Genomic DNA, 18,511 nt, shown 5'->3' on the forward strand with positions numbered 1-18,511 from the left:
GCCGTCGACCTTACGGGTACGACGCACGTGCGCGGCGTTCGTCATTGCCGCATTTCCGCGAGTTCCGCGCCGTCGGCTCCGTAGACGCGGAAGAGGGGGCCGTTCGACGGCCGGACCAGCCTCTTTCGCTCGTCCTCGCTCACCGGCGCGCTGATGGCGTACGAGCTCACGAACGAGGGCCGTCCGGGCAGCCGGACGATGGGAAGGACGGTGGTCCGGCCTTGCTGGGTCATCGTGATGCGGGTGGCGGGAGTCTTCCCGGTGTAGACGAACACGGACACCACTCCTTTCGGGAACGAGTACCAGTCGAGGGTCATGGGCACGGCGCCGCCCGGATCCTCCACGTCCACCGGCCCCACACAGGTCGGCTCGGGGTCCAGCGGGTGCTTGGGGCAGTACTCCCGCTCCTTCAGCAGGTACCACATGCCCAGTCCGACATCGATCCGCTCCCCGGGGCGCACCACGCGGACCGGCGACGGGGCGTCGCCCGACTCGGACGAGAGGGACGGCAGGGGGGTCGGCGAGTCGGCGGTGCTGACGGTGCGGGAGGAGGTGGCGTCCTGGTCGAGGGCCAGCTTGCCGGCCACCGGAATCAGCAGCAGCGCGGCCACGGAGACGGCCGCCACCCTGCGGCGCCGTCTGATGGCCGCCGCCCGGCGCACGATCCCCTCCCTCGGGAACGCCGGAGGCGCGCAGCCCCTCACTGCCTCGTCCAGCATCCGCCGCAGCTCGGGCTTCGGCGGCCGCGGCGAGAGGTCGGTCTCCATGTCTGACACTCCCTACTCCCCGTGCGTCATGGTGGCGGCGTACTCGGACAGCGCCGCGCTGGAGCGCAGCTTCTTCAGCGCCCGGCTGGCCTGGCTCTTCACCGTGCCGACCGAGCAGCCGAGGATGTGTGCCGTCTGCTGTTCGCTCAGGCACTCCCAGTAGCGCAGCACGACGATGGCCCGCTGCCGGGGCGGCAGGGTGGCGAGGGCGGCGAAGAGCTCCGACCGGGTGTCGTAGCTGTCGGGCCGGCCGGCGTCACCGGTGGGGCTGCGCTGTTCGGGCAGGTGGGGCGTGAGGAGTTGCACGACCCGTCGTTTGCGCTGCCGGGTGGTGTTGTTGTTGATCAGGGCACGTCGGACGTACTGGTCGGGTGCGTCCAGGGTGCGTATGTGGGACCAGCGCAGATAGATCTTCGCCAGCGTGACCTGGACGAGGTCCTCCGCCTCGTGATGGTCGCCGTTGGTCAACAGGTAGGCGGTGCGCAGCAGCCGGGGCCATCGCACGGCCGCATAGGTCTCGAAGTCCCGCAGATCGTCCCGCGGCAGCTCCGCCTCGCCACCCCCTCCCGCGCCGTCCCCCGATTCCCCGTCCACGTCCCGCACCGCCTCTCTTCGATCGGCGGTGGGCGTACAAGTGCTGGTCGTCGCACGCACCCTGAGTTCCCCCGATTCCGTCCACTGCCGCGCGCTGGTCAGGCGCGCGTGAGCTCCTCCCTGTAACACCGCTCGCGAAGGCCTCAGGTTGCATGCGCGACGAATTCGGGCCGCGCACGCGACCGACCGCTGGGGAGCCGGCTAAGGCCGCCCTACGATGCCGACCGTCACGTACCCCTCCCCGGGGCCAGGCGCGCGGCGCCAGGAGCGGGTGCGGAGGGTGTGCAGCCGTCCCTGGGTGAGGGCGAACCTCGGGAGGTGGACACCGAATTCGGCGGCCACGGACTCCAACGCGCGCCGCTCGCCCAGGCGTTGGTCACGAGGTTCGTCCGCCGGGAAGAGCCGGTGCGGGTCCAGGGCGCCCGGCACGGCTCCGCGGCTGTCGGTGGTGTCGCGGCGGACGGTGAAGGCGTACGTCTCCTCGCCGTTCTCGGCGACCGACAGATGGAAGACGCCGCGGCGCTGTCCGTCGAACGGCTCGCTCCACACCGTCACCACCCGGGTGCCCCGCGAGGCGGCGACGCCCGGGGAGACGAACCACCGCTCGTCGAAGGAGGCGCCGGGGTGGGCCTGGAGGGCGAAGCTCCAGCCCCGGCCCGCCCGGCCGACCGAGGTCGTGGCCTCGTCCGCCCACGGCGCGCTGCCCTGGCCGCCGCGCGGCCGCATACGGGACTCCCACACCATCGCCGGCTCCTCCAGCACGGCGCTCTCGTCGGCGCCGATGCGGCCCGGAAGGTCGGCCGGTTCCACCCCCTCGACGAGGAGGAAGCGGTACGACCCGAGCGGGTTGCCGGGTTGAACCTCCGTCAGCCATGCCAGGCCCGGCGGATCAAGGTCGGGCGTGGGCTCCGGAGTGTCGCCGCTGTGCCCGGCGCGGGGCGTGGCCAGCAGTTCCCGGCCGCGCTCCGCCGTGATGACGGGGCCGAGGAGACGGTCGGCGTACAGGCCCACGGGGGCGAGGTGGTCCGGGCCGAGGGGCCGCCACCCGGGCAGTGCGGCCCGCAGCGTGTGCCAGGCCGCGTCCGTCTCGCCCCAACGGGCCTGTTCCCGCGCCTGATCGACCGCGTCACCGAAGGGCCCCTCGGGCGTGTACCGGTACGTGCCGGCCCCCACCTGCCGCACGGCCTCCTCCACCGCGACCCGATCCACATCGGGGAGCGTCCCCAGCCGTGCGGTCAGTGTCCGGTCCTCGCGGTTCATCCGCACGTTCTCGGCCGCCAGCACCGGCACCAGCTCCCGCGCGTACCGCGGGTCGGTCGCCAGCTCCTGGAAGGACACCAGATACGTCTCCCCCAGCAGCCGGCGGATCTGGTCGCGCAGCCCGCCCGCCCGGGGTCTGCCGTGCGAGCCCGCTTCCGCCAACGCCGTCGCGGCCTGCTCGTACCGGCCCGCCAGGGCGTCCAGGCGGGCCGTGTCGACCGAGTCGTCCAGCGCCCGCGTCGTCGCGTTGACGAACTCCGTCCCGGCCCGCCGGGAGCGGTCCACCTGGAGGCTGTGGAACTCCCGGTACATGTCCTCCATCCACGCCCGGAACGACGGGTACCGCTCGGGAGGACTCGCGCGCCACGACGCGTACGAGTACACGGCCCACTCGCCGTCCTCGTCCACGTCCCCCGGGTCCAGCAGGACATACACCATGTCCGACTCGACGTCGAGTTGCAGCGCCCGGCCCCACATCCCGGCCAGCAGCTCGTCCTCCGGCGTGAGGTTCTCTGATTCGAAGGGGAAGGACTCGGACAGGCCCGCCTCGTCCTGATGCCACCGCACCTGCCCGGTGCCGGCGAGGAGCCAGACGAAACCGCCCGCGTGCCGCCAGCCGTCCGTCACCGCCAGGAACGTCCGGTACGACGGCGGCAGTCGGTGTCCGAGTCGCTCCTCAAGGTCCGCTATCCGCTCCTCGGACGCGGCGGGGAACCCCAGCCATCGCGCTCGCGCGGGCTCCTCGTCCGCCACGTTCCGCTCGTCGGCAGGTGCGTCCAACTCCTGCGCGTCCGCCCACTCCTGGCTCCACCGCTCCAGGAACGGCCGCCAGTCCTCGATCATGTCCGCCATGAGAACGATGCTGCCAGCCACCACTGACAACAGGGCCGCTCGTCCGACGCCGGCGGCTCAGAACCTCCCGTGCCTCACGGCTCCGAGGTCTCGGATTCCAGGGCCGCCCGGGTCTTCGGACCGTACACGCCCGACTCGTCGTCGAGGACCACGCGGGTGACCTGGTAGCCGCGCACGGCGCTCTCCACCTGGCTGTCGTAGGTGCCGTCGGCCTCGCCGCTGTAGAAGCCGACCTGGTTCAGGCGGAGTTGGAGTTCCGTCACCTCCGGCCCTTTGTCGCCGGGGCGGAGGACGGGGGCCTGCCCTCCGGAGGAACTCGGCGTGGGGCCACCGCCGGTGGCGCTGGGGGCGGCGCCGGACGCGGTCTCTGTCGGGGTGGTGGAGCCGGTCGGGGTGGCCGGGCCCGCGCTGGAGGAGGCGCCCGCCGAGACGGTGGCGGAGGGGGACGGTTGCGTGGGGGACGCCGCCTGGGAGGTGGACGGGGACAAGGAGCCGGTGGCCGAGGGCCGTTCGTCCGGGAGGCCCGCGCGCACGCCGCCGGACAGGGAACCGTCGCGCTCGGGGCTGTCGTACCAGAAGAGCCCGCCGACGAGGCATCCCGTCAGTACGACGACTCCGGCGGCTCCCAGTCCGGCGGCGGTCAGAGTCCGTCGCCGCCGCCGTGCGGAATCGGCGGGATCACGGTCCGGGGCTCGATCCGGCTCGTCCGTGCTCGCCGGCACGGGCACTTGAGGCGCGGATAACTCCCCTACACTGCCGGTCGGTTCGTGCGCCGGATCACTCTCGGCATGCTCTGCGGCGGGCGGTCCGTCGTCGCCGACCTCCACGAACGGCCGTATGCGTACCGGATCGAAGTCCTCCGCGGCCGCGGCCTCCGCCGTACGCACCGCACGGTGAGCGTCCGAGGCACGGCGGGTGCAGTCGCACGCCGGGGTTCCGTCCGCGGCCCGGGCCGTTCCGCACTCCGGGCAGACGGGGCCCGCCTGTTCACTCACTCGTGCTCCCTCTCCGTACGAGAGCCAGAGTCTAGACAGAAATGACACACACAACCTGCACAACAGTTCGATGATCGGAATCCCGGCGTCCGTACGGCCGAGAATCAGCCATCGCCCCCGCGAAGCGGGCGAGAGCTCTCAGCGAAGCTCGTCGGCTGCGGTCACCCGCCGGACCAGGTCCCGCCAGGTGTTCTGGAGACGTTCGGTGGTGACGCCGGGTTCGTTGCGCAGGTAGTCCAGGGTTTCGAGGTTGACGAACGCCAGCATGGCGTGGGCGAGCAAGTCGTGATCGCCCTCGACACCGGCTTCCCGCAAGAGGGAGGCGACGTGGTGGGCGAAGGCCTGGCCGAAGTGCGAGGCATGGCGCTGTCCGCAGGGAATCTGGCGCCCGAGGGCGGGTCCCAGGTCGGTGTCGTCGGCGATGCGCTCGATGAGGGCACAGCCGAACGCCGTCAGCCGGTCGCGCGGCGGTGCGCCCGGCCCCAGCGGAGGAGGGCCGTAGGTGTACGCCTCGTGAAAGTCCGCCTCGACCTCGTCCACCAGGGCCAGCAGCAGCCCGGTGCGGTCGCCGAACCGGCGGAAGAGCGTGCCCTTGCCCACCCCCGCCTCCTCCGCGACGGCGTGCATCGTCACCTGCTCGGCTCCGCGCTCGGCCACCAGCCCGGCGGCGGCCTCCAGCAGCCGGGCACGGTTGCGGGCGGCGTCGGCCCGCTCACCTGCGGCCTCGTCGGACATCGCCCTCCTCGCGGCTTCCCTGCCCCGGTGCCAAAGCTAGCAACACGGTCAGGGAGAGGAACCGGTCCTCGGTCCGAGGCGGCCTGGGCACATGGGCCTAAGTCCCTGTCGTAGATCATCGTGGAGTCGCATCCGAACGCAGAGCCTCCAGGGGGAACACCAACGATGAATACGACGACGCCATCACCGTCGCCGTCCACGGCACGGCCGAACGACGGAACCGCCGTGCGGATCGGCGTTCTCGCCCCGCTCACCCCGCCCGGCTGGGTCGAGGCGGGCCAACACCTGCTCGCCGGGCTCGAGTTGGCCGCTCACGATGTCAACGCGGCGGGCGGGATCGCCGGCAGGCCGCTCGAACTCGTGGTGCGGGACACCGCGGCCGATCCGGAGAAGGCCGCGGCGGCGGTGGACGAGCTGGCGGGTCAGGGGGCGGCCGCTCTGGTCGGCGAGTATCACAGCGTCGTCGCCCGCGCCGCGGCCACCCGGGCTGACGCCCTCGGGCTGCCGTACCTCTGCTCGTCGGCCGTGCTCGACGCGCTCACCGAGCAGCCGACGGAGTGGGTGGCACGCCTGTCGCCGCCGCAGTCGCGCGGCTGGCGGGTCTACGCGGACCACCTCCTCGACGCGGGCCACCGCCGTATCGCCGTGGCGACCCAGCCGAGCGTCTACTGGGCGACCGGCGCCCGTGTCCTGCGGGACCACTTCTCCGCGCACGGCGGCGCGGTCGTCGAACTCGACATGACCGGGCTCACCCCCGACGCCGTGTGCGACGCCCTCCTCGACGAGCACGCGACAGCCCTTCTCCTGCTGGTCGGCCACCCGGAACCGGCCGTGCCGATCGTGAAGGCCGTACGCCGCGACCCGCGCCTCGCCGGGGTCCTGCTCGGCGCTCCGGCCGGACAGCCCGAGTTCGCCTCATGGGCGACGGCGCTGGGCGCCGACGGCACCGCGATCCCGTTCCTGCGCTACCTGCCCGAGCGACTCACCCCGCTCGGGACACGCGTCGAGGCCGACCTGCGCGCACGACTGGCCGCCGCGCCGTCCTTCGTCGCCTTCGAGGGCTACGACACGATCGTCGTCCTCGCCGACGCGCTGCGCGCCGGCGGCACGGACCGGGCGGCCATCGCCGCGTCCTGGCCACGCGTCTCGGTCGAGGGCACCCGCGGCCCCATCAGCTTCTCCCGCGCACCGGGCATCGGCGTCCGGCAGTGGACCTGGGCGCCGATCCAGGTCGTGGACCGCGATCCGGCGGAGCCTGATCGCTTCCGGGTGCTTCGCACCGGCTGAGACCGGGAAGGCTCGCGGTCATGGTTTCGGTGGTGCAGAACGTCGCGATCGACTGTGCGGACGCCTATGAGCTGGCCCGGTTCTGGAGCAGGGTGACCGGCCGGCCGCTGCATCCTGAGGACGGCCCGGGCAGCCGGGAGACTCAGGTGCAGCTGGCGGCGGAGGGCCCGGTGCTGTACTTCAACCAGGTGCCCGAGCCCAAGACGGTCAAGAACCGCGTCCACCTGTGCCTGCGCCCCAAGACCTCGCGCGATCAGGAGGTGGACCGGCTGCTGGACCTCGGCGCCACCTTCGTCGCCGATCACCGCGAACCCGACGGCTCCGGCTGGGCGGTCCTTGCCGATCCGGAGGGCAACGAGTTCTGCGTCCTGCGCAGCGACTCCGACCGGGCCGCCGTAAACCCCTGACGCACGCGCCGCAGTGACCGGCGGCAGCCGGCTCCTCGACGCGAAGGTGGTCGCCCGGGTCAGGAACAGACCCGGACGGCTTCGTCCCACGCACCCGGTTCGCGCCGGTGGTTCGCATGCCCCGCGGCGAGTACGAAGCGCAGTTCCTCGACATGCGCGGTGCCCGCCGGCAACCGCAGCCGCTCCAGGAGGGCCAGCGCGGCGGCCGGTTCCAGGTCGCCGTAGACGTCGTGGTACCCGGCCAGCAGGCCTCTGAAGAGTGCCGGGTGCAGCGCGGGATGCCGTACGGCGGTGTCGTACGCGGTCGCCTTCACCGGCCACGGCACCGGGGCCGAGCAGTCGAGCACCCGCCCGGCCCGGCGCAGCTGGGCTTCCGAGCCCTCGGCCACCACCCGGTCGACGTCGTGCCCGAGCACTTCACCGAACGCCGTCTCCACGGTGGCGCGGTCCTCGAACCAATCGACCCAGAGCGAGTACGTGACGGCCTCCGCGTCCCGGTCGGCCTCCAGTCGCCGCCGGTAGCCGTCCCACAACGCCTCGGCGGGCAGGGGCCCGTCCGTGCCCAGGTGGGCCATCCGGATCTCGCACGTCACCCAGTACTCGTCGAGCAGGTCCAGCAGACCGAAGGCCAGCCGCACTTGGCCGGCCAGGTCCAGGTAGTCGTCGGTGAACACGTCCCCAGCAAAGGAGTGCGCGACCTGACCGGCGGTGAGCAGCTGGTCGGGAGTAGCGGCGGAGATCCATCCGTCGGCAACCTGGGTCACCCCCTGCTGGGCGAGCCAGTTCCGCGCCTCTTCCATGGCTTGCGTCGTCACCCGTGGAGTATGACGCGGTGCCGGGGAGCTGTTGCGACCGACGCATCCGGTCCGGCGGACTCGCCGTCGGTCACAGGGGACGTCTCTTCGGCATCGCCTACCGCGTGCTCGGCAGCGTGACCGAGGCGGAGGCGTGGTCCAGGCGCAGCCGCCCGCACAGGCGACGTGGCCTCGCTGAAGGCCCTGCTCACGTCGGACGCCGTCAGCCTCTCCGACGGCAACAGCATCCGGGGCTGCGCCCGCGTCCGCGTGCTGAGCGCGCCCCGCGACGGCATCCACCAGGTGCTGTGGGTGTTCAACCCCGACAAGGTCGCCACGTTCCTCGGCTCCCGGTCCCGTGGCGCCGCAGCCCTCGGCTGGGGCTCGCCCGGTGGGCCCGGCTGCAACGCCGCCGGGCCCAGCGACGGCCTCAGGCGTTGAAGCGGTACGAACCTGCCCGTGCCCGGTACACCTCGTACGCGGCGCCGCCCGAGGTGTCGCGGCGGACATGGTGGGCGCCGCGGGGTGCGCTGACGGGCCCGCCCTGGGCGGGGACCCAGATCTCGGCCTCGGTGTTGTACGGGACGGTGACCGTGAGGGCGATCCTGCCGTCCTCGCGGCGCCGCCATTGCGACGACACCGTGCCGCGCACCGTGTCGATCGAGGCGCTGACGTGGTCGAGCGTCGCGGGGGCGAGGTCGGTGTCCTGAGTGTCCTTCGGGACCCGGCTGTTGACCGCGGCCGTGGGGATGTACGGGCGAACGCGCAGCGTTTCGTAGGCGGTTGACGTCGGCCTGATCCCGGCGAGGCTCTGGTAGAACCAGGTCGCCACGTTGGAACGGTAGTGGTGGTTGACCGACAGCCGGTCCGTCCACTGCTCCCACAGCGAGGTCGCGCCCTTGGCGATCTGGTACACGTACCCGGGCGCGCCGGTCTGCGTGACGGCCTTCAACGCGACGTCCGTGTAGCCGTGTTCACTCAGGATGTTGAACTCGTAGCGCGAGCCGTACATGTCGTTCTGGAGGTGCTGGTCGGCGGCCACGATCCGGTCGGCGAGCAGCTTGGCGAGGGCCTTCGTGTTCTCCTGGACCGTCTTCGTACCGGCGAGGTGGCGGGGGTCGTCGGGGTCCAGGTCGGAGCCGGGGACGAGGTCGAAGGCGATGGCCATGGCGTTCTCGCTGGAGATGCTGCCGCGGCTGAAGCACCCCTTGGCCTCGTCCCAGTAGTTCGCGATGAACGCCTTGCGCAGGGTGCGCGCCAACCGGGCGTAGTGGGTGGCGCGTTCGGTGCGTCCAAGGCGGCGGCCGACCTTGTCCATGTAGTCGCAGAAGTGGATGTAGAAGGCGAGGCTGATGACGGCGTTGCTGCCCGGCGCCTCCGCGCCGGAGTAGGCGCCGAGGGACGCCTCGAACTCGTAGTCGTTCTCGGCGGTGAACAGCGTCTCGTAGTACGTCAGGAGAGTGTCCTGGTGGGCGTACAGCTCGGCGAACAGGGCGCTGTTGCCGTAGTACGTGTAGAGCTCCCACGGGATGACGAAGTAGGCGGAGTCCCAGGCCGGTACCGCCTTCCACGCGGCGTTCCAGCCGGGGGTACGGTCGTAGCCGTAGCCGCCCTTGGCGACCGGGACGATCATGGGGAGTTGGCCGGTGGAGATCTGGTTGTCGGGGAAGTGGCGGAGGTAGTTGGTGAGGAGGGCGTTGACGTCCCAGGTCAGCGACTGCGACTCGGAGCTGGCCATGGCGTCGCCGGTCCAACCGTTCTTCTCGCGGGACGGGGTGTCGGTGGGCTTCTGCACGAGGTTGTTCTGCTCGGCCCACTCCAAGTTCCGCCGAAGGCGGTTGAGCAGCGCGTTGTCGGTGCCGAAGGTGCCGGTGCGGGCGAAGCCGGAGCGGGCGACGCCGACCGTCAGCACGTCCAGGTCCCGGTCGAGGTCGGGGGCGCGTCCGAGGGCCCTTTCGAGGTTCGTCACCTCCAGGTAGCGGAAACCGAAGTGGCTGAACTGCTGCTCCCAGGTCTGCGTCGGGCGTCTGCCGAGGGTGTAGTAGTGCGTCTGGAGGTTGGCGTCGTGCTGGAAGTTCTCCTCCTCGACGGCGAGCGGGGAGGAGACCGTGCCGTCACCGCCGGCGATCCGGTTGCCGCCGCGCATCCGCAGGGTGAGGCCCTCCCTTGCGGGGCGGACGCCGGTGAGGGACAGCCGGACGAGGCCGGTCAGGATCTGGCCGTAGTCGAGGACCCAGGTGCCGGAGCCGGGGGCCGTCTCGGTGATCGACACCGGGCGCAGGGTCCGGCTCACCAGCACCGGCTCCGCTTCATGGGCCCGAACGGCGGCCGGCTTGAAGCCGTCGGGGACGGTCGTGGCCGGTAGCGGGCCGTGGTGCTCGGGCGCAGAGCTCGCGCAACTGCCGGGCGGGATCAGGACAGTTGCTGCCCGCCAGTCACGCCCGGGACGGTAGCCGACCTCCCGCCACTCCCCCAGTTCGTCCGCGCGCCGGGCGTCGTACTTCTCGCCCGAGTAGACCGAGTCGAAGGTGGTGGGGCCGTCCGCGGTGAGCCAGTCCCGGTCCGTGACGAGGGTCGTCGACGAGCCGTCCGCGTACGTCACGACGAGCTTCGCCCGCAGCCGCGGCTGGCCGGCGTAGGGCGCGAGCTGCCAGTACCACTCCTGAGGGGTCGTCACCCCGTACCAGCCGCGCCCCAGTTCGGCGCCGACGACGTTCTCCCCGCCCGCCCTGAGCAGCGCGGTGACGTCGAAGGTGTCGTACAGGACCGTGCGGTCGTAGGTGCTCTGGTCGGTGAGGAGGCGGGGCACGTTGGTGCGGCCGCCGGTGGCGCGTCTGCCGTCGACGGTGAGGGGGTCGCCGTTGACGGTGAAGGTGACGTTTCCGGCGGCGCTGAGGTGGAGCCGGGCCCGGGTGACGCGCCGCCCGCGGGGCAGGGTGAACGCGCGACGCAGGACCGGGGCCGGGGCGGCGACGGGGAGGACGGCGTTCTTGGCGGGGATGTAGGGGTTCTTGGGCGGGAACGTCAGGCCGTCGAGGGTGGCGATGCCGCTCTCGAACGGGTTGGCGCCGGTGGTGAGGTCGATGGCGAAGTCGCGGGCACCGGTGCCGGTCACCGTGACCTTGCGGACGGTGGCCGAGGTGCCGCCGGCGAAGCCGAAGCTGCCGTGGCGGCGGATCTGGTCGCCGGTGAGGGTACGGGTGTCGACGTCGACGTCGTTGACCGTGGTGGTGACGGTGAGGCCGTAGACCTTGACGACCACGGCGTGGTCCCGGGTGGCCCAGGTGTCCTTCGTCAGGCCGGTCGAGGCGGGGAGGTCGACCGTGCCGACGGGGACACTGCGGGTGCCGGAGGTGGTGGGGTTGGTCTCGCTCTGGGGGTCGTACTGGTTCACGCCCCAGTCGGGTTCCGAAGTGCCGTCGTCGACCCAGGTGTTGCCGGCGTAGTGGCTGGTCCTCATGACCAGTTGCATGGCGTCGCCGGTCTGCCGGACGGTCCAGTTGAGGCCCTCGCCCCAGGTCTTGCCGATGGGCTCGGCCCGCAGGAGGAGTGAGAGGCCCCCGGTGGGGTCGGGTCCGCCGCGGAAGACGACGGTCGCGGTCTGGTCCTGCCAGTCGTGGTCCTGCGCGACCCGCCCGCCGATCCAGCGGGCGTCCGCCCAGTCCTCCTCCCCCTCCAACAGACCCGTCTCCCACCGGGCGGGCTCGCTCCAGGCGCCGGGCTCGCCCGTCTCGTCCCAGGTCCGCACCCGCCAGAAGTACGCCCGCTCCGACCGCAGACGCCCGCCGCCGTACGGCACCCCGGTGCTGACGGAGCCCGTCACCTTGCCGGTGCGCCACACATCCGACGCGCCGGGAGCGCTGCCGACCTGGATCTCGTACGCGCTCTGCCGACCCACCGGCGGTACCCAGCTGAACGCCGGTGCCGTCTCGGTACCCAGGGGCGCGACACGGGAGTTGACCTGAAGGTTCGCCGGCCCGGAGCCGCGACCGCCGCCCACCGCCGCTACGGCGTCCGATGCCGCGGCGAGCGGGAGGGCTGCCCCCACGCCGCCCGCTGCCGCCGCCGTCATGATGCCGAGCAGGTGCCGACGGCTCAGTGCAGCGGTTCTGTTGTCCTCGTCCACGGCTCACCTCGTCTGAAACGTTTCAATATCTACCAAGCGGAAAGCTTACGAACGGGGCGGGCCGAAAAACAATGGGTGTGCTCGATCGGAGTCAGCCTGGTTCGGTCGCCCACGCCGAGGCCGAGCCGGGGACCTTGCGGCCGACCGACCGCTGAGAGGTGGCGACGAGTACGATCAACGTTCACCGTCAGGGCGATATGTGCTGCCCAGCGTTACTGACTGCCCGCCACCGGCCGCGTCGGAGAAAGTGAGCACCCTGTGGGTGAGGCGAAAGCGCGAGGTCCGTACGCCAAGACGCCTGCCCGCCGGGCCGAGATCGTCCGGGCGGCGCGCGACAGCTTCGCCGAGAAGGGCTATGCCAAGGCCTCCCTGCGGGACATCGCCGAACGCGCCGGCATCACCCACGCGGGCCTGCTCCACCACTTCCGCAACAAGGACGAGCTCTTGGCCGAGGTGCTCGCCCAGCGCGACACCGAGGAGTGGGCGCAGGGGGTGACCCAGGTCGACACCCTGGACCGGCTGGCGCCCTACCTCGTGGCGCTCATCCGCCACCACCAGAAGGCGCCCGAGCTGATGCGGCTGTGGATCGAACTCGCGGCGGCTGCCTCACGCCCCGACCACCCGGCGCACACGTACTTCGTCGAACGCTACGAACGGGGCCGCGGCCAGTTCGCCGACGGCCTCTCCGACGAGGCGTCCCGAGCCCGCCTCCGCAAAGACGTCACCCCGGCGAGCGCAGCGCTCCTCTTCCACGCCGTCCTCAACGGCCTCCAACTCCAGTGGGTGCTCGACCAGGACCTCGACATCCTGGGGCCGGTCACGGACTTCGTACGGCTCCTTTTCGACGACGCGTCCTCAGACGACTGAACGAACCGGGTCTGCGCTCTTCGCGCACGTCATGCCTCTTCGACACGGTCGGCGAAATAACGGTCCCGGATCTCCCGGCTGTCCGGGGTGAAGGTCCGCTCCTGAAAGATCCGCGGCAGCTCGGATTCGCTGAGCCAGCCGTGCCAGGCGACCTCCCGTGAGTCCAGCGTGACAGCCCGCGGGATGACGGCGTCGCACACTCCGAGCCAGTGGGGGCTCAGCCCGCTTCGGTTGAGGAACTTGAACCGGAAGCGCACTGCGGCCGACACCCCCAGCTCCTCCTCCAACTCACGGGCGGCAGCCTGCTCGTAGGACTCCCCGACTCCCACGGCTCCACCGATGCCGACCTCGTGAAGCCCCGGGAATCGGGGCACTTGCTCAGCGCGCCGATGGACGAGGATCCGACCCTGCTCGTCGTGACACACGACCACGGCCACTCGGTGCAGCCAGCCCTCCCGTACGGCGTCCCTCCGGCTCACCGGCCCGAGCACACGGTCCTGCGCATCGACACGCTCCACGACTTCGTCCACGCCGCACACGATCGCAGAGCCCACTGACAACGGTCCGGCACGCTCACCTGTGGGCGGCTCGGTTCATCTCGACGACATCCTCCAGGGTGGGATCGGCACCGAGGGCGGCGAAGCGCTCCCCCATGCTGTCCCGGACCGCCGCGTCCTTGACGCGATCGGCCGCGGCCAGGGCGGCCGGCAGCTCATCCAGTGTCAGCTCGGTGCAGTAGGCGGGGCCCATCGGTTGCTGACGCCAGGAGTCGGCCAGTGCTCCCGCGTCGTACGGGTCGAATCCGGTGTCGTCCACCAGACGCATGGCCACCCGCTTGGCGTCCTCGGAATCACCCGCGACCGGTATGGCGATACGGCCCGGAGTGCCCGCCGGGACGCCCTTCGTCCGCTGGGTCCCGGCCAGGGCGGCGTTCCAGGCCTTGACCACGGGGCGACCGAGGAGCTCGGAGGTGTAGACACTCTCTATGGCGCCGTCCTCCACTGCCTCGATCCGGCCGCTGAGGTGCGGGTAGTAGTTGGAGGTGTCGATGACCACCGTCTCGGCGGGGACGGAGGCGAACAGGTCGGCCAGCTGTCCCGCCGCCCCGAAGGGGATGGCCAGGACGACCGCGTCCCTGTCCTTGACGGCGTCCTCAAGTGCCACCGCACGGGCGCCGGTCTCCAGCACGTCGGGCGCGACGGCCTCCGACCCGCGGGCGTCGGCCACCTGCACGTCATGACCGGCTTCGCCGAGCTTGCGGGCGAGGTTGCCGCCGATCACTCCGGCACCGATAACAGAAATTTTCATGATTTGTCCTTCTAGGAAGCTGAGAAATGTGGAGCAGAGGCGCGGGACAGCGCCCGGCAGGGGCTTACGCCTCGGTGTTCCGTTCGCGGTAGCCGGCGACGATGAGCGCGCGCACCCGCTCCAGCGACTCCTCCTCCGCGGCACCGGCACCCTTGAGCCAGGCGACGGAGATGGCGGCGAGGAACAGGTCGTGCCCCTGTACGGAAGCGCGCACGTACCCCGTCTGCTGGGCGGCCCGCACGTACTCCTCGGTGGCGGAGATGACGATGTCGCAGGGCAGCGTGAGCGGGTTGTCCGGGTCCTGCGCCCTGGCCGCGGCCATGAGAGGTTCCGGCAGTCCGCTGAACGCGCTGAAGTACTCCTCCAGCGCGCGCAGCCACTGCTCCAGCGCCTTGTCGGCGTCGCCGAGGCGCGCGATCTCCTCCTGCCGGGCCACCAGTTCTTCGGAGCGCGTCTGCAGTACGGCCGCCAGCAGCGCTTCCCGCGTGGGGAAGTGCCGGTACAGGGTGCCGGGCCCGACGCCCGCCTCCTTGGCCACCGCCTCCAGGGACGTACCGACGCCGTATTTGAGGAAGTGCCGCTGCGCCGCCTCCAGGAGGGCGGCACGGTTGCGCTGGACATCGGCACGGGGCTTGCGCCCCTGCTGTCCACCGGCGCTCATACACCCTCCTGTGTCCTGCGATCCAGCGACCCCGATAAAACGGAGGCTACCTCCGTACTGGTTCCACGGTAAAACGGAGGCAGCATCCGGTCAAGTCGGAGGTGCCACGGGCCGGAGGCCGGCCCCGGCCGTCAGGTCGCCGAGTTGAGCAGGTCGGCCAGTACGTCGGGGCGTTCCAGGGCGATGAAGTGGCCGGCCTTGGGGATGTGGGTGAAGTGGGCGGCCGGCAGCAGTCGCCTGTTGGCTTCCCGGTCCGAGGGGCGGGACCAGTCCTTCTCGCCGTAGACGAGGTGGACGGGCGCCTTGATCTCGGGGTAGCGGGAGCGGGCGGCGATGAGGCTGGGCAGGGCCTGGTAGACGGCCCGGGCGACGGTCGGATAGCCGGGGCGGGCGCCCACTCGGAGGAGTTCGTCGACGTAGTCCTCGCGCAGGGCGCTCTTGTCGCCGAGGCCGCCCTGAAGGATCGCGCGGAGGGCGGGCCTGGGCTCGACACCGGCGATCACGGGGCCAACGCCGGGCGCGAGGACCCCGCTGACCACCACGCGGGCGAGGAGGCTGGAGCGGGCGATGCCGCCGCGGAAGTCGTACGTGTTGACGGCGACGACACGTCGTACCCGGTCCGGCAGCTCTGCCGCGGTGGTCAGGGCGAGCGCCGCGCCCATGGACTCTCCCACCAACGTCACGTCGTTCAGGTCGAGTTCGGTCAGCAGCCGCTCGACGCCCGCATGCATCGCGGGCTCGTCGTACGACGCCCCGGGCACGATCTCGGAGTAGCCCATCCCCGGCAGGTCGAGGGCGTGGACGGTGTAGCGGTCCGCGATCAGCGGGATGAGGTGACGGAAGTGCTCGGCCTGGGTGCGCACGGTGTGCAGCAGGACCACGGGAGCGCCGGTGCCCGCCTTGAGGTAGCGCAGTTCTCCCTCCCGGCCGCCGCGAGGGGGGATCGTGTGGCTGGTGGTCCCCGGGATGTGCATCGTGGGGCGTGACTCTTGGCTGGGCATCTCCGCGACTCCTTGGGTGTGAGGGATCGACCAAAACGGCCATGCCTCTCACCGGAGCATGAGAAACCGATCGGTCTCCACCAAGGTAAACCGATCGGTTTCCGGACACAAGTCCGGCAGGCCTCCCCTCGTCACCGAGGCGTTCCGTTCCGGCGAGGCCGTCGTGCGGGTCGAGGCGCTCATCGCGAGCATGGGCCGGCGGATCTCCGACGCGCCCCCGCACCGCCGGCACTCGCCGAGAGCCTCGCGGCACTGAGTCGCCTCGGCACTGACCACTCGGCCGACGACCTCATCCCGTACGCATGACTCGCCATCTCCAGGCGCCACAGCAGCCTGACGACCGGCTCGAACAGCACGCTGAGCACCACCGCCCGCTCAGCGAGGGCGAACTGGCCCTCGACCCCTTCGAGTTGGGCGAAGTCCAGGTCCGCGGTAGAACCGGCCGGCGAAATGAGCCCCGGCGGGTGCCGATGGACCCCACCTTGAGCGTTCTTCACTTGCACCTGGGAAACCGATCTGTTTTCCTGAGTGGAAACAGATCGGTTTCCGACCGTTGGTCGGGCCCATGACCAGCGACTAAGGGGAAAAGTGAGTACCACCTTCGACCGCGGAGCACCCGCCTCCGGGAAAACAGACTCGGGCCGCCGCGGCTCACATGCCGTGCGCTGGTGGGTGCTCGTCGTGCTGGGCGTGGCGCAACTGATGGTCACCCTCGACGCGACGGTCGTGAACATCGCACTGCCCGAGGCGCAGCACGACCTCGGTTTCAGTGACGGCAGCCGGCAGTGGGTCATCACGGGGTACGCCCTGGCGTTCGGCAGCCTGCTGCTGCTCGGCGGCCGGCTCGGGGACCTGTTCGGACGCCGTACGACCTTCGTGACCGGCCTGATCGGCTTCGCGGCCGCCTCCGTCGTCGGCGGCGCGGCCGGCAGCTTCGAGATCCTCGTCGCGGCCCGCGTGGCGCAGGGCCTGTTCGCGGCGCTGCTCGCGCCCGCGGCGCTGTCGCTGCTGAGTGTGACCTTCACGGACCCGGCCGAGCGGCCGAAGGCCTTCGGCATCTTCAGCGCGTTGTCCGGTGCGGGCGCCGCGGTCGGGCTCCTGCTGGGCGGCATGCTCACCGAATGGGCGTCGTGGCGCTGGGTGATGTACGTGAACGTCGTGTTCGCGGGCGTCGCACTGGTCGGCGCGCTGCTGTTGCTGGCCAAGCCCGCGCACACCGAGCGGCCCAAGATCGACATCCCCGGCACCGTGGTGGTGAGCGCCGCACTGTTCGGCATCGTCTACGGGTTCGCGCACGTCGAATCCACCAGCTGGACCGACCCCGTCGCCCTCGGCTCCATGATCAGCGGCGTACTGCTGCTCGCCGTGTTCGTCCGGCTGGAGCTCCGGGTCGCGCATCCGCTGCTGCCGCTGCGCGTCGTGCTGCACCGAACCCGGGGCGGTTCGTTCCTGGCCGTGTTCGTGCTGGGCATGGGGATGTTCTCGATCTTCCTGTTCCTGACCTACTACCTGGAGGCCAGCATCGGTTACTCGCCGATCGAGGCGGGACTGTCCTTCCTGCCGATGGTCGGCGGCATCGTCGCCTCCTCGACCACGGTGCCTTCGCTGGTGCTGCCCCGGGTCGGCCCGAAGATCGTGGTCACCGTCGGCTTCCTGGTCTCCGCGTCCGGCATGGCCCTGCTGACCCGGCTCACACTGGACAGCACCTACGTCGCCCACATCATGCCGGGCATGATCCTGCTCGGCCTCGGCATCGGCGCGGTGATGACCACCGCGTTCCAGGGCGCGACCGCGGGTGTCCACCACGAGGACGCCGGCGTCGCCTCCGCCCTCATCAACACCAGCCAGCAGGTGGGTGGTTCGATCAGTACGGCGCTGCTGACGACGGTTGCCTCATCGGCCGCGACCGACTACCTCTCCTCGCACAAGCCGAGCGCGCTGACGGCGGCGCAGGCCGGCGTCGAGAGCTACACGGCCACCCTGGCCTGGGGCTCCGGGATCTTCGTGGTCGGCGCGGTGCTCATGGCGTTCCTGATGCCGAACACGCCTCTGGCGCCGTCGGAGGGCGAGCCCGTGATCGCCCACTGAGCCGGAGACCGCGATGGGGGGGTGCCGACATCCGGACGCACCCCCCATCGCGGCGCAGCCGGCCCGTTTTCTACCGCCCCTCCCACATTCACCCGTCGTAAACCGATCGGTTTCCAATATGTCGAAATCGAGTTAACCTCGCCCCATGACCACCGAAGCAATGCCAAGCTCCCGAGAGCGCCTGCTGGAGGCAGCGGCCACGCTCACCTACCGAGACGGCGTCAACATCGGCGTCGACGCGCTGTGCAAGGCGGCGGGGGTGTCCAAGCGCTCCATGTACAAGCTGTTCGAGAGCAAGGACGAACTCCTGGCGGCGAGCCTGGAGGAGCGCGCCTCCTCCTATGTGACGGCACTCCTTCCCGCCGCGGACGACAAGCGTCCGCCCCGCGAACGCATCCTGCACGTCTTCGAGCGGGCGGAGGCGCAGGCGGGCGCACCCGACTTCCAGGGCTGCCGGTATCTCGTCGTACAGATCGAGCTCAAGGACCCGGACCACCCCGCGAGCCAGGTGGCCCGCCGGGTCAAGGAGGACCTGACGGCCTTCTTCCGCACCGAGGCCGAGCAGGGCGGGGCGAACGACCCCGACCTGCTGGCCCGGCAGCTGATCCTGGTCTTCGACGGCGCGAGCGCCCGCGCGGGCGTCAAGGCCGACACCCAGGGCGGGCTCGTCATCCCCACCGTGACCGTCCTGCTGGACGCGGCGGGGATGGGCTGACGCATCGCGACCCCTCGGACATCCGGCGGCTCGCCGCCTGGGCTTGCGGTTGCG

Annotated in this window: 17 protein-coding genes; 6 read left to right on the forward strand and 11 right to left on the reverse strand. The window is 71.1% G+C overall.

The genetic code is table 11. The features are described 5' to 3' along the window. Nucleotides 1–41: 41 nt before the first annotated feature. The 5 genes from IQ210_RS28705 to IQ210_RS28725 all read right to left on the reverse strand — a co-directional run bounded on the left by IQ210_RS28705 (nt 42) and on the right by IQ210_RS28725 (nt 5,203). Nucleotides 42–767, reverse strand: a complete 726-nt coding sequence (locus IQ210_RS28705; RefSeq protein WP_194082057.1) for a hypothetical protein — start codon at nt 765–767, stop codon at nt 42–44. 12 nt (nt 768–779) lie between these two features. Next, nucleotides 780–1,313 carry a SigE family RNA polymerase sigma factor gene (locus IQ210_RS28710; RefSeq protein WP_390897511.1) on the reverse strand — a complete coding sequence of 178 codons (534 nt, stop codon included), beginning with the start codon at nt 1,311–1,313 and terminating at the stop codon, nt 780–782. Nucleotides 1,314–1,562: 249 nt separating this feature from the next. Then, entirely contained in the window at nt 1,563–3,473 is a 1,911-nt protein-coding gene (locus tag IQ210_RS28715) for an SMI1/KNR4 family protein (protein WP_194082058.1), read from the reverse strand. Nucleotides 3,474–3,547: 74 nt separating this feature from the next. Further along, nucleotides 3,548–4,468 (reverse strand): peptidoglycan-binding protein, encoded by a 921-nt coding sequence (locus tag IQ210_RS28720; protein ID WP_194082059.1) that lies wholly within the window; start codon nt 4,466–4,468, stop codon nt 3,548–3,550. A gap of 138 nt (nt 4,469–4,606) precedes the next feature. Next, nucleotides 4,607–5,203 (reverse strand): TetR/AcrR family transcriptional regulator, encoded by a 597-nt coding sequence (locus IQ210_RS28725; protein ID WP_194082060.1) that lies wholly within the window; start codon nt 5,201–5,203, stop codon nt 4,607–4,609. Between the two features lie 165 nt (nt 5,204–5,368). Here IQ210_RS28725 and IQ210_RS28730 point away from each other — a divergent pair, with 165 nt between their 5' ends. Together IQ210_RS28730 and IQ210_RS28735 are read left to right on the forward strand one after the other, a co-directional pair. Further along, entirely contained in the window at nt 5,369–6,490 is a 1,122-nt protein-coding gene (locus tag IQ210_RS28730; protein ID WP_194082061.1) for an ABC transporter substrate-binding protein, read from the forward strand. 20 nt (nt 6,491–6,510) lie between these two features. Next, nucleotides 6,511–6,897: a VOC family protein gene (locus IQ210_RS28735; protein WP_194082062.1), complete on the forward strand. Its 387-nt coding sequence runs from the start codon at nt 6,511–6,513 to the stop codon at nt 6,895–6,897. A 59-nt stretch (nt 6,898–6,956) separates the two neighbouring features. Here IQ210_RS28735 and IQ210_RS28740 read toward each other — a convergent pair whose 3' ends face one another. After that, complete coding sequence (locus tag IQ210_RS28740) at nt 6,957–7,712, reverse strand: hypothetical protein (RefSeq protein WP_322656902.1); 756 nt, start codon at nt 7,710–7,712, stop codon at nt 6,957–6,959. A 165-nt stretch (nt 7,713–7,877) separates the two neighbouring features. On the opposite strand from IQ210_RS28740, the gene IQ210_RS28745 reads away from it, so the two are divergent. Continuing rightward, nucleotides 7,878–8,132 carry a hypothetical protein gene (locus tag IQ210_RS28745; protein WP_228048476.1) on the forward strand — a complete coding sequence of 85 codons (255 nt, stop codon included), beginning with the start codon at nt 7,878–7,880 and terminating at the stop codon, nt 8,130–8,132. On the opposite strand, the gene IQ210_RS28750 is transcribed toward IQ210_RS28745, so the two are convergent. Then, nucleotides 8,122–11,817, reverse strand: a complete 3,696-nt coding sequence (locus IQ210_RS28750; protein WP_322656903.1) for a family 78 glycoside hydrolase catalytic domain — start codon at nt 11,815–11,817, stop codon at nt 8,122–8,124. The two genes, IQ210_RS28745 and IQ210_RS28750, sit on opposite strands and share 11 nt — an antisense overlap. Nucleotides 11,818–12,075: 258 nt before the next feature. On the opposite strand from IQ210_RS28750, the gene IQ210_RS28755 reads away from it, so the two are divergent. Further along, a complete protein-coding gene (locus IQ210_RS28755; RefSeq protein WP_194082063.1) occupies nt 12,076–12,684 on the forward strand; it encodes a TetR/AcrR family transcriptional regulator in 609 nt (202 codons plus the stop codon). Between the two features lie 29 nt (nt 12,685–12,713). Here the strand turns inward: IQ210_RS28755 and IQ210_RS28760 are convergent, their stop codons facing one another. From IQ210_RS28760 to IQ210_RS28775, 4 genes are all read right to left on the reverse strand, one after another. Further along, a complete protein-coding gene (locus IQ210_RS28760; RefSeq protein ID WP_407699729.1) occupies nt 12,714–13,214 on the reverse strand; it encodes an NUDIX domain-containing protein in 501 nt (166 codons plus the stop codon). Nucleotides 13,215–13,257: 43 nt separating this feature from the next. After that, entirely contained in the window at nt 13,258–13,992 is a 735-nt protein-coding gene (locus tag IQ210_RS28765; protein ID WP_194082064.1) for an NADPH-dependent F420 reductase, read from the reverse strand. Nucleotides 13,993–14,056: 64 nt separating this feature from the next. Then, a complete protein-coding gene (locus IQ210_RS28770) occupies nt 14,057–14,653 on the reverse strand; it encodes a TetR/AcrR family transcriptional regulator (protein ID WP_194082065.1) in 597 nt (198 codons plus the stop codon). Nucleotides 14,654–14,784: 131 nt separating this feature from the next. Then, a complete protein-coding gene (locus tag IQ210_RS28775; RefSeq protein WP_194082066.1) occupies nt 14,785–15,654 on the reverse strand; it encodes an alpha/beta fold hydrolase in 870 nt (289 codons plus the stop codon). A 588-nt stretch (nt 15,655–16,242) separates the two neighbouring features. On the opposite strand from IQ210_RS28775, the gene IQ210_RS28780 reads away from it, so the two are divergent. After that, nucleotides 16,243–17,742 carry an MFS transporter gene (locus IQ210_RS28780; protein ID WP_194082067.1) on the forward strand — a complete coding sequence of 500 codons (1,500 nt, stop codon included), beginning with the start codon at nt 16,243–16,245 and terminating at the stop codon, nt 17,740–17,742. 145 nt (nt 17,743–17,887) lie between these two features. Further along, nucleotides 17,888–18,457, forward strand: a complete 570-nt coding sequence (locus IQ210_RS28785) for a TetR/AcrR family transcriptional regulator (RefSeq protein ID WP_194082068.1) — start codon at nt 17,888–17,890, stop codon at nt 18,455–18,457. The last annotated feature ends 54 nt before the right edge of the window (nt 18,458–18,511 follow it).

Origin of the sequence: Streptomyces justiciae (assembly GCF_015163075.1) — a bacterium.
Lineage (GTDB): Bacteria > Actinomycetota > Actinomycetes > Streptomycetales > Streptomycetaceae > Streptomyces > Streptomyces justiciae.